The organism is Phyllobacterium endophyticum, assembly GCF_003010935.1.
GTDB classification, from domain to species: domain Bacteria; phylum Pseudomonadota; class Alphaproteobacteria; order Rhizobiales; family Rhizobiaceae; genus Phyllobacterium; species Phyllobacterium endophyticum.
Genome location: NZ_PGGN01000007.1, coordinates 97854 through 112139, shown reverse-complemented (window position 1 = coordinate 112139; position 14286 = coordinate 97854). Strand labels below are relative to the sequence as shown.

The 14286-nt window shown below is 58.4% G+C and carries 14 protein-coding genes and 1 riboswitch; of the genes, 11 read left to right on the top strand and 3 right to left on the bottom strand.

The window, feature by feature from the left end; all coding sequences use genetic code 11:
- The 10 genes from CU100_RS24945 (at position 1) to CU100_RS24900 (ending at position 10208) form a co-directional block, all read left to right on the top strand.
- The gene (locus CU100_RS24945) at positions 1–867 is read left to right on the top strand and encodes a carbohydrate ABC transporter permease (protein ID WP_106719346.1); all 867 of its coding nucleotides are present in this window, start codon (positions 1–3) and stop codon (positions 865–867) included.
- A 117-nt stretch (positions 868–984) separates the two neighbouring features.
- A complete protein-coding gene (locus CU100_RS24940) occupies positions 985–2082 on the top strand; it encodes an ABC transporter ATP-binding protein (RefSeq protein ID WP_106719345.1) in 1098 nt (365 codons plus the stop codon).
- 5 nt (positions 2083–2087) lie between these two features.
- Positions 2088–3200 carry a mandelate racemase/muconate lactonizing enzyme family protein gene (locus CU100_RS24935; protein ID WP_106719344.1) on the top strand — a complete coding sequence of 371 codons (1113 nt, stop codon included), beginning with the start codon at positions 2088–2090 and terminating at the stop codon, positions 3198–3200.
- 2 nt (positions 3201–3202) lie between these two features.
- On the top strand, positions 3203–3532 hold the full coding sequence (locus CU100_RS24930) for an L-rhamnose mutarotase (protein ID WP_106719343.1): 330 nt from the start codon (positions 3203–3205) through the stop codon (positions 3530–3532).
- 14 nt (positions 3533–3546) lie between these two features.
- The gene (locus tag CU100_RS24925; protein WP_106719470.1) at positions 3547–4620 is read left to right on the top strand and encodes a Gfo/Idh/MocA family protein; all 1074 of its coding nucleotides are present in this window, start codon (positions 3547–3549) and stop codon (positions 4618–4620) included.
- Between the two features lie 6 nt (positions 4621–4626).
- A complete protein-coding gene (locus CU100_RS24920) occupies positions 4627–5082 on the top strand; it encodes a MaoC/PaaZ C-terminal domain-containing protein (protein ID WP_106719342.1) in 456 nt (151 codons plus the stop codon).
- Between the two features lie 19 nt (positions 5083–5101).
- Positions 5102–5836 (top strand): SDR family oxidoreductase, encoded by a 735-nt coding sequence (locus CU100_RS24915; protein WP_106719341.1) that lies wholly within the window; start codon positions 5102–5104, stop codon positions 5834–5836.
- 154 nt (positions 5837–5990) lie between these two features.
- Positions 5991–7268, top strand: a complete 1278-nt coding sequence (locus tag CU100_RS24910) for an L-fuconate dehydratase (RefSeq protein WP_106719340.1) — start codon at positions 5991–5993, stop codon at positions 7266–7268.
- Between the two features lie 151 nt (positions 7269–7419).
- Positions 7420–7755, top strand: a riboswitch (cobalamin riboswitch).
- Between the two features lie 120 nt (positions 7756–7875).
- A complete protein-coding gene (locus CU100_RS24905) occupies positions 7876–9117 on the top strand; it encodes an aromatic ring-hydroxylating oxygenase subunit alpha (RefSeq protein WP_106719339.1) in 1242 nt (413 codons plus the stop codon).
- On the top strand, positions 9117–10208 hold the full coding sequence (locus tag CU100_RS24900; protein ID WP_170113969.1) for a hybrid-cluster NAD(P)-dependent oxidoreductase: 1092 nt from the start codon (positions 9117–9119) through the stop codon (positions 10206–10208). The genes CU100_RS24905 and CU100_RS24900 overlap by 1 nt, the downstream gene beginning before the upstream one ends.
- Here the strand turns inward: CU100_RS24900 and CU100_RS24895 are convergent.
- The 3 genes from CU100_RS24895 to CU100_RS24885 are packed head-to-tail and all read right to left on the bottom strand — an operon-like array spanning position 10205 to position 12886.
- On the bottom strand, positions 10205–11437 hold the full coding sequence (locus tag CU100_RS24895; protein WP_106719338.1) for an NAD(P)/FAD-dependent oxidoreductase: 1233 nt from the start codon (positions 11435–11437) through the stop codon (positions 10205–10207). The two genes, CU100_RS24900 and CU100_RS24895, sit on opposite strands and share 4 nt — an antisense overlap.
- Positions 11438–11442: 5 nt before the next feature.
- Positions 11443–11760: a MocE family 2Fe-2S type ferredoxin gene (locus CU100_RS24890; protein ID WP_106719468.1), complete on the bottom strand. Its 318-nt coding sequence runs from the start codon at positions 11758–11760 to the stop codon at positions 11443–11445.
- A 25-nt stretch (positions 11761–11785) separates the two neighbouring features.
- Positions 11786–12886: a fatty acid desaturase family protein gene (locus CU100_RS24885; protein WP_106719337.1), complete on the bottom strand. Its 1101-nt coding sequence runs from the start codon at positions 12884–12886 to the stop codon at positions 11786–11788.
- A 134-nt stretch (positions 12887–13020) separates the two neighbouring features.
- On the opposite strand from CU100_RS24885, the gene CU100_RS24880 reads away from it, so the two are divergent.
- Entirely contained in the window at positions 13021–14052 is a 1032-nt protein-coding gene (locus CU100_RS24880) for a LacI family DNA-binding transcriptional regulator (protein WP_106719336.1), read from the top strand.
- Positions 14053–14286 lie beyond the last annotated feature (234 nt).

The following is a 14286-nucleotide window of genomic DNA, read 5'->3' as shown; positions in this document are numbered from 1 at the left end:
ATGGATCATAATAGTTCTCACCGTCTGAAACGTCGCGGCCTGAAAGTGCTGCACCTTGTTGGCCTGTTCCTCGCAATGCTCGTCATATGTCTGCCAGGCCTGTGGATCGTCTTGAGTTCCCTGCGACCCACGGTGGAAATCATGGCGAAACCACCCGTGTGGATACCGCGCGACATATCGCTCGACGCATACCGTGCGATGTTCGGCGGTGCAGGGCAGGGCGGCATTCCCGTGTGGGAATATTTCCGCAACTCGCTGATCATCTCGATCACCTCGACAATCATTGCATTGATCATCGGCATGGCAGGCGGTTACGCCTTTGCCCGCTTCAAGTTCAAGGGCAAGTCGGGAGTGTTCCTCGGTTTCATGCTGACGCGGGCTGTGCCCGGTATCGCATTATCGCTGCCGCTGTTCATGATCTTTGCCCGCGTCGGCGTCATCGATACGCATTTCGCGATGATCCTCATCTACGTGGCGCTGAACGTGCCATTCACGATCTGGCTTATCGACGGGTTCTTCCGGCAGGTGCCAAAGGATCTGGCGGAAGCGGCCCAGATCGACGGATGCACGAGGTGGCAGGCGTTCTGGCAGGTGGAATTTCCGTTGGCCGGGCCCGGCATTGCCTCGGCCGGCATTTTCGCCTTTCTTACCTCGTGGAACGAGTATGCGCTGGCATCGCAGATCACCCGCTCGGTCAATTCAAAGACGCTGCCCGTAGGACTTCTCGACTACACGTCGGAATTCACCATCGACTGGCGCGGAATGTGCGCGCTCGCAGTGGTGATGATCATTCCGGCGCTGACTTTAACGTTTATCATTCAGAAGCATCTCGTATCCGGACTGACGTTCGGCGCGGTGAAAGGTTAACCACTTTGTCAGGTGCCTTCGTCCGATGAACCACATCGACCTCGCCACCTTCCGCGTGGATTGTCTCGCCAGCCGAGAAACAGAATACGGCCACTATGGTCGAGAAAGGCTTTTGTCATGGCTCCCGTAACACTCAAAAAGCTCGTCAAGAGTTATGGCAATGTCGATGTGGTCCATGGCATCGACCTTGAGGTCAAGGACCGCGAATTCATCGCCCTGGTCGGCCCGTCCGGCTGCGGAAAATCCACGACGTTGCGCATGATCGCCGGGCTCGAAGACATCAGCGGCGGCGTCGTCGAAATCGGCGGCAGGCCGGTCAATGATCTGCCGCCGCGGGCGCGCAACATATCGATGGTGTTCCAGTCCTATGCGCTCTATCCGCACATGACAGTGCGCGAGAACATGGGCTTCTCGCTCAAGATCGGTAAAGTCGCACAGAGCGAAATCGATACCCGCGTCAACGAAGCTGCGGCGATTCTCGATCTCGACAAGTATATGGACCGCCGTCCGTCGCAACTCTCCGGCGGCCAGCGTCAGCGCGTGGCCATGGGCCGGGCAATTGTACGAAAGCCGGACGTATTCCTGTTTGACGAGCCGCTCTCAAACCTTGATGCGAAGCTGCGCACGCAGGTGCGTACCGAAATCAAGCGTTTGCACGCGCGAGTGCAGGCAACGATGATCTATGTAACGCATGATCAGGTGGAAGCGATGACGCTGTCCGACCGTATCGTTATCATGCGTGATGGTCATATCGAGCAGGTGGGCACGCCTGAGGAAGTGTTCAAACGGCCGGCGACACGCTTCGTTGCCGGTTTCATCGGTTCACCGCCCATGAACCTGAACGAGGCGACTATCGCGGATGGAAAGCTGGTGTTTGCTGGTGGGCAGACCCTGCCACTGCCGATTGAATTCCGCAGCAGGGTTTCGGCGGGTGACAGGGTGATTTTCGGCCTGCGTCCCGACGACATGTATCCAACCGGCCACGGATTGAATTCCGGTGAGGCCACGGACGTGCACGAGATGGAACTGCCGGTCTCGATAACGGAACCGCTGGGCAATGAGACGCTGCTTTTCGTAACGATGGCCGAGCGCGAGTGGGTGTCGCGCATGCTCAATCCACGTCCCATGGATGCTGGTGAAGTGGTAAGATTCAGTTTCGACCTGTCGCAGGCACATCTGTTCTCGCCTGAAACCGGCAAGACGCTGCGGAGTTAAGTGCGATGGCAAAGATTGAAAGAGTCGAGCTGCGTATGGTGGATCTGCCGCCGAAAGTGCTGCGGACCGATGCGATACAAAGCTTTGTCAGCCAGGAAACGCCGATCGTCACGATCACCGATAGTGATGGCGCTGTCGGCACCGGCTATAGTTATACGATCGGAACCGGCGGCTCTTCCGTCATGCGGCTGCTTTCCGATCACCTGGCGCCGCGCCTGCTTGGCAAGGACGCTGACCAGATCGAGGCGATATGGCGCGATCTGGAATTCGCGACCCATGCGACGACCATCGGAGCAATCACGGCGATCGCCATTGCGGCGGTAGACATAGCGTTGTGGGATCTGCGCGCGAAGAAGCAGAACCTGCCGCTGTGGAAGCTCGCCGGCGGGGCGAAGGATCGCTGCCCGCTTTATACGACCGAAGGCGGCTGGCTTCATATCGAGAAGCAGGCGCTTGTCGAAGACGCGCTGCAGGCGCAAGCCAAGGGCTTCAAAGGCGCGAAAGTCAAGATCGGCCGCCCGCATGGCTCCGAGGATCTGAACCGGCTATCGGCGGTCCGCGACGCGGTTGGATCGGGCTTCGAGATCATGACTGACGCCAATCAGGGCTTCACACTGGACGAAGCCATTCGCCGTTCGCAGGTGCTACGCGACATCGATCTTGCCTGGTTCGAGGAGCCGCTTCCGGCGGACGATATAGACGGTCATGTGCGCCTTTCGTCGGCGACGCAGACGCCGATCGCAATCGGCGAGTCGCTTTATTCCATACGGCATTTCCGCGAATATATGCAAAAGCGAGCCTGCTCCATCGTTCAGGTGGATGTCGGCCGCATCGGCGGAATTACGCCTTGGCTCAAGGTGGCGCATGCAGCAGAAGCCTTCGACATGCCGGTCTGTCCGCATTTCCTGATGGAATTGCATGTAAGCCTGACCTGCGCCGTGCAGAATGGCAAATATGTCGAATATATCCCGCAACTCGATGATCTCACGCATACGCAGATGCGCACCGAGAATGGCTATGCCATTGCTCCATCGGAACCGGGCATCGGTATCGACTGGGACTGGGGGGCGGTCAAGGCAAGAAGCGTCAGCGAATTCACCACCGAGATAAGGGTCTGACGATGCAACGAATGGGAATGATGATCGGGCTGAACGCCGCGAAGGTCGCCGAGTACAAGCGCCTGCATGCAGCGGTGTGGCCGGAGATCCTCGATCTGATTTCAAGCTGCAACATCCGCAATTACACGATCTTCCTGCGTGAGCCGGAGAACGTCCTGTTCGGGACATGGGAGTATCACGGCACCGACTTCGCAGCCGATATGGCCAGAATGTCGGCGGACCCGAAGAACAGGCAATGGTGGGCCGTATGCATGCCTTGTCAGGTACCGCTCCCCACGCGGGCCGAAGGCGAATGGTGGGCCATGATGGAAGAAGTCTTCCATCTCGATTGAGCAAGGACCGCATGATGAATTTCGACCCAGCAATCCTGCAGCAGAGTTGGCCGCCCGCGGCAAAGCCACGCCCGATCGTGACCTTCGGCGCGGGCAGTATTGTTGGCGATGCGCATTATCCGGCATACAGGAAGGGCGGGTTTCCGATCGCAGGGCTTTACGACCCCGATCAGGCCAAGGCGCGGAAATTGGCCGAAGCCTGGGGCGTGACAGCCTATCCGTCGATTGCGGAAGCGGCGGACGTGGAAAACGCCATCTTCGACCTTGCCACGCCACCTGCACGTCACGCGGATGTTCTGAGAGCCCTGCCCGAGGGATCGTTCGCGTTGATCCAGAAGCCGATGGGCAGCGATCTTGCCGAAGCGTCCGAAATCCTCCGCATCTGCCGTGACCGCAATATTTCTGCGGCCGTCAATTTCCAGCTGCGGTTCGCCCCTATGATGCTGGCGCTGAAGGACGCGATTGCGCGAGGCTGGCTCGGCGAAGTTGTCGATTTCGATGCGTGGCTTGCGCTGGATACGCCCTGGTCTCTATGGCCGTTCCTGAATGGCTTGCCGCGCGTCGAAATCGCCATGCACTCGATCCACTACATTGATCTGATCCGGCAAATCCTTGGCAATCCGCTTAGCGTCCATGCCAAAACGCTGGGCCATCCCAATCATGCCGTGGCGCAGACGCGAACAAGTGCGATCCTCGACTACGGTGACCGGGTTCGCTGCTCGCTTTCGATCAATCACGACCACAAGTTCGGTCGCAGGTTCCAGGCCTGCGAATTCCGCGTAAGCGGTACCGAAGGCGCAGCCTATGTGAAACTCGGCGTCAACCTCGATTACCCGCGCGGCGAACCGGATGAACTGATGATCTATCCGAAGGGCGCTTCCGACTGGATCAACGTCCCCTTGCAGGGTTCCTGGTTTCCCGACGCCTTTGTCGGACGGATGGCCAATCTGCAGCGATTTGCCGGCGGCGAGGACAAGGATCTGGTCAGTTCCGTTGAAGATGCGTGGCATACAATGGCGTTGGTCGAAGCGGCGTACCAGTCCAGCGCGGCCCCCGCAACGCCGCTCGCGCAACAGCCGGAGGCTTAGACCCATATGTCCGAACAAGCGATCTACTTCGAGGATTATGAGCTCGGCCATGTACGCATCACAACCGGTCGCACCATCACCGAGACTGATTTCGTGGTCCATGCCGGTCATACGGGCGATTTCTTTCCGCATCACATGGATGCGGAGTTTGCAAAAACCACACCGTTCGGACAGCGTGTTGCCCATGGCACGATGATCTTTTCAATAGGCGTGGGACTGACAGCGAGCCTTATCAATCCGGTGGCGTTTTCCTATGGATATGATCGCCTGCGCTTTGTCAGGCCGGTTTTCATTGGCGATACGATCCGCACGCGCGTAACAATAAGCGCCAAGGATGATGATCCGAAACGTCAAGGCAGCGGGCGTGTTGTCGAGCGCTGCGAGGTCATCAATCAACGCGACGAGGTCGTGCTCGCCGCCGACCATATTCTGATAGCCGAGCGCAAGAGCAAGGCCACATAAAGCCGAATGGAGATTTGCAATGACTGGTAAGCTTGAAGGCAAGCGAGTTTTGATAACAGCCGCAGGGCAGGGCATCGGCCGTGCTTCGGTGCTTGCATTCGCCCGCGAAGGCGCGATCGTGCACGCCACAGACATAAACCAGCAACTGCTCGATGCATTGCCGAATGATGCGGCGATCAAGCCGCGCAAGCTCGACGTGCTGAAAACGGATGAAGTCAATCAGGTGGTTGGCGAAATTGGGCCGATCGACGTGCTGTTCAACTGTGCCGGGTTCGTGCATGGCGGCTCGATCCTCGAAATGCCGGACGCGGACCTGGACTTTGCGCTGGACCTCAATGTCCGCGCGATGATCCGCACCATCAGGGCAGTGCTCCCCGGCATGATCGAGCGCAAGGATGGCGCCATCGTCAACATGTCGTCGGTTGCGAGCAGCGTCAAAGGTGTGCCCAACCGATTTGCCTATGGCGTGACCAAAGCCGCCGTTCTCGGCCTCACCAAGGCTGTCGCCGCCGACTATATAACGCAGGGTATCCGATGCAACGCCATTTGTCCGGGCACGGTGAAAAGCCCGTCACTCGAACAGCGCATGCGCGCGGGCGGCGACTATGACGCGACGCGGGCAGCCTTTATCGCCCGCCAGCCGATGGGCCGCCTCGGCTTGCCTGACGAGATCGCCGATCTGGCCGTCTATCTCGCAGGTGCAACATACACAACGGGGCAGGCATATAACATCGATGGTGGCTGGACCGTCTAGAGACTTTGCCAATCCATCCTGATGGCCATCTGATGCGATTTTCTCCGCTTCCGGTGCTCATGGACGAAAATGTCCACTGCGCTCCGGTTCCCGAAAACCGCACCAACTGCCTCATCAAGCTGAATTCTCAAATGTCTCTATTGGAGTAAAATTTATGACCCGCATCACCGATCTTCGCGTTTTCGATATCCGGTTTCCCACCTCGCAGAGCCTCGACGGGTCGGATGCTATGAATCCCGATCCGGATTATTCCGCCGCCTACGTGGTCCTCGACACGGATGCGGATGGGCTCGCCGGCCATGGGCTGACCTTCACCATCGGGCGCGGCAATGAAATCGTCTGTCTCGCGATCGATGCATTGAAACATCTCGTCATCGGGCTTGAGCTCGATTGGGTGAAGGAGAATCCCGGCCGCTTCTGGCGTTTTATCACGGGCGACAGCCAGTTGCGCTGGATCGGACCGGACAAGGGAGCGATGCACCTTGCGACAGGCGCTGTGGTCAACGCGGTCTGGGACCTGCTGGCCAAGGAAGCGAAGAAGCCGGTCTGGCAGCTTGTGGGCGAAATGACGCCGGAGGAGATCGTCGACATCGTCGACTTCCGTTATCTCACGGACGTGCTGACACGCGACGAAGCGCTCGGAATATTGCGCAAGGCCGAAGCCGGCAAGCAGGACCGTATCGCCGACCTGAACGCGACAGGTTATCCATGCTACACGACGTCGGCCGGCTGGCTGGGATATTCCGACGACAAGCTGCGCCGTCTCTGCCAGGAAGCTATCGACTCAGGCTTCAACCATATCAAGATGAAGGTCGGTCGCGACCTTGAAGACGATATCCGCCGCCTGACCATCGCGCGGGAGGTAATTGGCCCGGATCGTATCCTGATGATCGACGCCAATCAGGTCTGGGAAGTCAACGAGGCGATAGACTGGGTAAGCCGGCTGGCATTCGTCAAGCCCTTCTTCATCGAGGAGCCGACGAGCCCGGACGACGTGGCGGGGCACCGCAAGATCCGGCAAGCCATCAGCCCGGTGAAGGTTGCCACCGGCGAGATGTGCCAGAATCGCATCATGTTCAAGCAGTTCATCGCCGAAGGCGCCATCGACGTCGTTCAGATCGATTCGTGCCGCATGGGCGGGCTCAACGAGGTACTGGCCGTGCTGCTGATGGCGGCGAAATATAATCTGCCGGTCTGGCCTCATGCGGGCGGTGTCGGCCTTTGCGAATATGTGCAGCATCTGTCGATGATCGACTATATCGCCGTCTCCGGATCCAAGGAGGGCAGGGTGATCGAATATGTCGATCATCTGCACGAACATTTTGTCGATCCCTGCAATATCCGGGATGCGGCCTATATGCCGCCAACCCTGCCGGGCTTCTCAATAGAAATGAAGCTGGAATCGATAAGAAAATATTTGTACCAAGCCTAGTCTAAGGCAACCTTTAGCTGGTTGCGCGACTGCCGTGCGTGGTGAGCCCCGTCGAACCACGCACAAGGGCCTTGCAACACGAAACGACACCGTGTCGCCTTGCGTAAATGCGATGTCGTTTCCGCGCCTATTCTTTTTTCATATCTGGTGCTCTTATCGGGACACTTGAGGTGCCGCTTTCAGGGAGAAAGCGGAGAATTGGGAAGCCGGTCAGGATGTGCAAATCCGGAACATGGCGGCCTGCAAATGATGCTTTCTGCGCTTCGGTGCTCACGGGCTTTATGTCCACTCGGCTCCGGTTATCACAAAGCACCGTTTTCGGCTCGCCCTGGTTCCAAATTTATCCACATCCTAAACCCGGTGCTGCCCCCGCAACGGTAGTGGAGTGAACGCGGCAAAACAGCCACTGGGTGCATCCCGGGAAGGCGCCGTGAGGCCAGAACGGCAACTCCAGAGCCCGGAAACCAGCCTCGAGGTGGACAAACCAACTGATCGCGGTGGGCGATCAAGGAGCATGATTTTGTGCAGGCGATGTTTGACTTGCGCGGAGCTTCTTCTCCTTCACCACCAGTCAGTTCTTTCGCGGCTATAAGGGCGAGGACAGGACATGGACTTAACGAACGAATTGCTCCGGAATCTCAGGAACCGCAAACCCGGCTACGGTCTTGAACAGGCTTTCTACTCCGATCCGGACTATTTCCGTCTTGACATGGAGAACATCTTCTATCGCGACTGGCTGTTCATAGGTCATGATTGCGAGGTGGCGAAGCCGGGAAATTTCTTCACGGTTCAGGTCGGCGACTATCCGATCGTCATTGTGCGTGACCGCCAGAAACAGATCAGGGCCTTTCACAATTCATGCCGCCATCGCGGGTCGCGCGTGTGCTCGGCGGAAAAGGGAACTGCGGCGAAACTGGTCTGCCCCTACCATCAATGGACCTATGAACTGGATGGCCGGCTGCTGTTCGCCCGCCAGATGGGCGACGATTTCGACGCCAGCCAACACAGTTTGAAGCCGGTGCATTGCGAAAGTGTGCGCGGTTATGTCTTCATTTGCCTAGCAGCTGTTGCCCCCGATTTTGGCCCCACACGGGCCCTGCTCGAACCTTATCTGGCGCCGCATCGGCTCAGCGAAACCAAGATCGCGTTCCAGAGTTCGATTGTCGAAAAAGGCAATTGGAAGCTCGTCTGGGAAAATAATCGCGAATGCTACCACTGCGTCGCCAATCATCCGGAACTGTGCAAGACATTTCCCGAAGCGCCAAGTGCTACGGGCATTCAAGGTTCCAGAGAGGATCCGGAGATGGTTGCGCATTGGGAAAAGTGCGAGGCGGTCGGCTTGCCAAGCGTGTTCCGTATTGCGGAAGACGGCCAGTATCGAGCAACGCGCGTGCCACTGCTTAGCGAGGCGGAGAGCTATACGATCAGCGGCAAGCGTGCCGTCGCCCGCCAGCTCAGCGATGATGTAAACGCAAAGCAGATAGGTTCGCTGCTGCTCTACCACTATCCGTCCTCGTGGAACCACGTTCTCGGCGATCACGCGATTTCCTTCCGCGTTTTGCCGCTTGGTCCCAATGAAACGCAGGTCACGACCAAGTGGCTTGTTCACAAGGATGCCGTCGAAGGGGTCGACTACAATATCGAAGAACTGACCCATGTCTGGCTCGAAACGAACAACCAGGATCGCCGCATCGTTGAAGAGAACGCCTTCGGCATTCGCTCGCCCGCCTATGAGCCCGGTCCATATTCGGTCGAGCATGAAGGCGGTGTGCTGCAGTTCCTGGAATGGTATAGCAATTCGATGGAAACGCGGCTCTCCGGCGACAAGAAACTCAGCAGAGTGGCGTGATGAATATGGGCCTTCCCCAGAGCTACCCGCACCTTGACCAGATGCAGCCATGGAACGACCGGCTGCATCTGCTGGAGTGCCTGTCGGTCATCGAGGAAGCGCCCAATGTGAAGACATTCACGTTCAAGTCGGACAACCAGAACTGGTTCCGCTACGAGCCGGGCCAGTTCATGACATTCGAATTGCCGGTGCAGCCCGAAGCGGTTTTGCGCACCTACACGCTGTCTTCGAGCCCATCGCGGCCATTCACCATCGCGGTGACTGTGAAAGCGCAGGATGGCAGCATCGGCACGCGCTGGATGCTGGATCAACTGACCCCCGGCGCACGGCTCAAGGCATTCGGGCCGCTCGGCGACTTCTCCATGCGCAAGCATCCGGGCGACAAGTACCTGTTCATCTCGGCGGGTTCCGGTATCACCCCAATGATGTCGATGACGCGCTGGATGCATGATTGTGCGCCGCAAAGCGACATCAATTTCGTGACCTGCGCGCGCCGCCCCAGCGATATTATCTTCCGACGCGAACTCGAATACCTGACAAGCTGCATGCCGAACCTGAAGCTCGCCTTCCTGATCAAGGAACACGAGATGGGGCAAGTCTGGACCGGTATTCGCGGTCGACTGGAGGAAGCAAGACTGCCGCTACTTGCGCCAGACTTCAAAGATCGGACGATTTTCTGCTGCGGGCCGGAAAGCTTCATGCGCGACGTGCGCACGATGCTCGAAGCCTCAGGCTTCGATATGGCCAACTATCATCAGGAGAGTTTCGGCCCCGCCGCCGAACCGGTTCTGCCGATGATGGACGCGATCTCGACCAAGAGCCTTGAAGCCGCAGCGATAGTCACCTTTTCGATGTCGGGCATGGACGTGCCATGTGCACCGGGAGAAACGATCCTGAAAGCTGCGCGAGGCGCAGGTATCCGGATTGCGGCCGCGTGTGAATCGGGCCTGTGCGGCACGTGCAGGGTCATGAAGACATCCGGCGATGTCGACATGGATCACAATGGCGGCATTCTCGATGACGAGATCGATGAGGGATACATCCTTGCATGCTGCTCCAAGCCTTTGGGAAATGTCGAGGTAGAGGCCTAAGCTGCAAGCAGCGATTTAAGCTTTACATTCGATGCCGCCAGCTGGCCGGGGTCCGGTCTCGCCCCACGTGCAATCAGCATCTCAGCGAGCCTGATGTCTTTCCCGACCGAATTGCCTGGTCCGATGCCACTGGCGGCAACGAGGCGGCCGTCGCCGGCGAGATGGAAAAGGATGAAAGCCGCCTCTCCAACATCGCGGCGGATCGTCTGCTTGCCCTCATCCGGAAGGCCGGCGACCTGCAGCCCAAGCTCATATTGATCCGACCAAAACCAGGGGACGGACTGATACTGTTCCTTCGCTCCGAGCATGTTGCGTGCAGCAAGCGAACCCTGTTCCTGCGCGTTACGCCAGGCTTCCAGACGCACCCGGCGGCCGCCATAAAGAGCGAGCGGAAAGATGCAGCAATCGCCGGCCGCGTAGATTTCAGCATCGCTCGTCTGCAACCGGTCATTGACGATGATACCGTTGCCCGTTTCGAGGCCTGCCGATTCCGCCAGCGCAGTGACCGGCGTCGCGCCGATTCCGATGATTGCGAGATCCGCAAGGATGACATTTCCGTTGGACAAGCTTACGGCAACATTGTTGACGGTGTCGGTAAAGGAGACAGCTCCCGTGTCGCAAAGGATCTCCACACCGGCATCCCGATGGCGCGTGTCGATGACCTTGGCAATTTCCTCCGGTACACCGCGCATCATGATCCGGCCTTGCGGCTCGATGACTGTAACCGATGCGCCTCGCTGACGGGCACTCGCGGCAAGTTCAAGCCCTATGAAGCCGCCACCAACAATGACGATCCGCGCCCCCGGCCGCAGTCGCGCGCGGATCGCAAGCGCATCCTCAAAGCTGCGAAGGGTGAAGCAATGCCTGCTGTTGGTGGCAGGGGGCAAAGCACGGGGTATGGCGCCCGTCGCCAGCAGAAGCCGTTCATAGGGAACTTGCCGGTCGTCTTCAAGCTTGACCAGCTTGTTCCCCCTGTCAATCGACGACGCTGTCGAACTGCCGATGAAAGCGATGTTCCTCTCGTTGAAGAGGGCTTCGGCGGCTATGGTCCGGCGCGCCGGGTGGTCCTGCGAAACCATCGTATCCTTGGAAAGAGGTGGGCGCTCATAGGGCAGATGCCGTTCCGCCCCGATCAGGGTGACCGGCCCTTCGTAGCCACTCTCCCGCAGAGCGAACGCTGCGCGAACGCCACATTCACCGGCGCCGATGATGACCATTCCCATCTTCATGACCGCTAACCCAACTCGATGAGAACTTTGCCCGACTCGACCTTGACCGGATAAGTCCTGAGGTTGACGCAAACGGGAGCGCCCTTGGCCTCGCCCGTCTTATAATTGAAACGGCCGTTATGTTTGGGACACTCGATGATTTCATCCATGACCAGACCATCGGCGAGGTGGATGTGTTCATGGGTGCAGAGCCCATCTGTCGCAAAAAACTCATCGTCGGGACTTCGATAGATCGCAAAGGTCTTTCCGGCGTGGTCAAAACGCATGACATCTTCTTCGTCGATATCGTCCGGCGCGCACGCCTCTATCCAGTTGCTCACGATCAAATCTCCCTCGGTATAATAACAATCATTCCGCTGCTGCCGCCCGTTCGCTATGTAGCTCGTCGCGGTAAGGCCTGGCTGTCGCTGGCAATTCCCGCTTGAGGAAATAGTCCTCATTGCGCAACTGGCGCAGAAATGCCGGTATCATTTCGCGGTAGCCGTGCAGAATGGACGGGTTGGCCGCCGGCAGATCATGCTTGATCAGCGCGTGCAACCGGGGTAGCGCGTGATACGGCACCATCGGGAACATGTGATGTTCGACGTGGTAATTCATGTTCCAGTAGATGAACCGGCTGACCGGGTTCATCAGAACGGTCCGGCTATTGAGCCGATGATCGATAACATTGTCGGCAAGGCCGCCGTGCTGCAGCAGGCCCGTCAGGACATGATGCCAGGCGCCATAGAGCCGCGGCAGGCCGATCAGCATCAGCGGCAGGATCGTGCCGAGGTACAATGAAAGCGCGATCGTTGCCGCATAAATGGCAGCCCATATGCGCGCGATCTGTACGAGCCTTGGCTGCTCCTGCTCGGGGACGAAGGTTTTTTCCTCGGCGCTTACAATCCCCGCAGCATTGCGGATCAGGTCGCTCATGGCGTGCCAGGCATCGAGAATACCGAAAAAATTCAATGCGACACGCAGGAGATCCGGTGGGCGCATGACGGCGATTTCCGGATCGCGACCGACGATAACCGTGTCCGTATGGTGCCGGGTGTGGCTCCAGCGCCAGGTAACGGGATTGCGCATGATCATGAAACAGGCAACCTGATAGACGGCATCATTCATCCAGCGCGTCTTGAAGGCAGTGCCGTGACCGCATTCATGCCAGCGGCTGTCCGATGCCGAACCGTAGAGGACGCCATAGCCAAGAAAGAACGGTACGCAAAGCCACGATCCCCAGAAGTAAACGCCAAGGCCTCCGAGGACCGCCATGCAGCCGAGCCATATGGCCGTGTCGCGGATGGCCGGGCCATCGGACCGCTTCATCAGCTCTTTCATCTCTTTGCGGGGAATTTCGGTGTGATACCATTGCGCGGCAGCAAGGCCGGTTTCCACAGCCAGCCGGGCGTCGCGGCCGATCAGGCTGTAATCGCGTTTTGTCGGCATGGTAAACGACGCAGAATTCATCTCCAGACCTCCTCAGTCAGTCATCCGAAGATACGTGTTGCTGCAACTTGCCTCAATCGCCGGTGATAAAATCCTATCATTTTCAATCAGAGATAGGTAGAAAGGCTGATAGTTTCTATCATGGAGCGCATAAGGTGGCAAAACGGCCGACAATCTCCGATCTGGCGCGGGCGGCGGGCGTGGGTGTGGCGACGGTGGACCGGGTCCTGAACGGACGGTTGCCGGTGCGCGAAGAGACGGCGCGGCGGGTGTATGAGGCAGCCAACAGCATCGGCTATCACGCGGCCGGGTTGATCCGCCAGCGCATGCGCCAGGAATTGCCTGAATACAGGCTGGGTTTCCTGCTGCAGAAGCCGGGCCATTATTTCTATCAGGAATTTGCCCGGGAGATCGCGAGTGCGGTCAGTCAGGCGGTGAATTTTCGCGGCGCTGCTGCGATAGAGTATTGTGCATCGCAAGCGCCGGACGAGATTGTCGCCAAGCTGAAATCTCTGACCGGACGCTGCCGCGCGATAGGCGTGGTCGCACCGGACCACCCCTCCATCACGGCAGCCGTGCATGAGATGAAGGCGAGAAACATACCGGTTTTCTCGATGCTGACGGATTGCGCCGCCGGGATTCGCGAAGGTTATGTCGGCGTCAACAACCGCAAGGCAGGGCGAACGGCGGCATGGATGATCGCGAACGCCGCCAAAAAGCCCGGAAAAGTCGCGCTTTTCGTGGGAAGTCATCGCTTTCACGGGCATGAACTGCGCGAGATCGGCTTTCGCGCGTTCTTCCGCGAAGAGGCGCCGGAGTTCACGGTTCTCGACACAATGGTCAATCTGGAGACGCGCCAGATTACCAGTGAGGCCATGTCCGAACTCCTCCGCCGCCACCCGGACCTTGCGGGATGCTACGTGGCAGGCGGCGGAATGGAAGGCGCCATCGCCGCAATTCGCGAGGCGCAAATGGAACAGCCGCCGGTGATGATCGTCAACGAAATCACCCCGGAATCAAGGGCGGCGCTGGCGGACAAGATCGTCACGATGGTCCTCGCGACACCCCTGCCGAGACTGTGCCGGGAGCTTGTCGAATTGATGGGACACGCCATCGAGCGCGGTGCGGCGAATGCGCCAGGACAAACCTTTTTGCCATTCGATATCTTCCTGCCAGAGAACATCTGAAGGCAGCTTACACGCGGACGCAACCAAATTGCTCGCGTGGATGGAAAAAGCTGCGCGAAATAATGCCATTCTCGTGCAAGAACCGCGAAAACTGCTGCCAAACCGGCTCTGACCCGTACAGACCCATACGGGATCGGCTCATTGTTGAACTCTTTCGGGTCCTGCATTGGAATCTATCAGAGATGATAGGTTTTCTGCCTCGACGACGATTGACGCAGTCGCCCTGTCGACAGA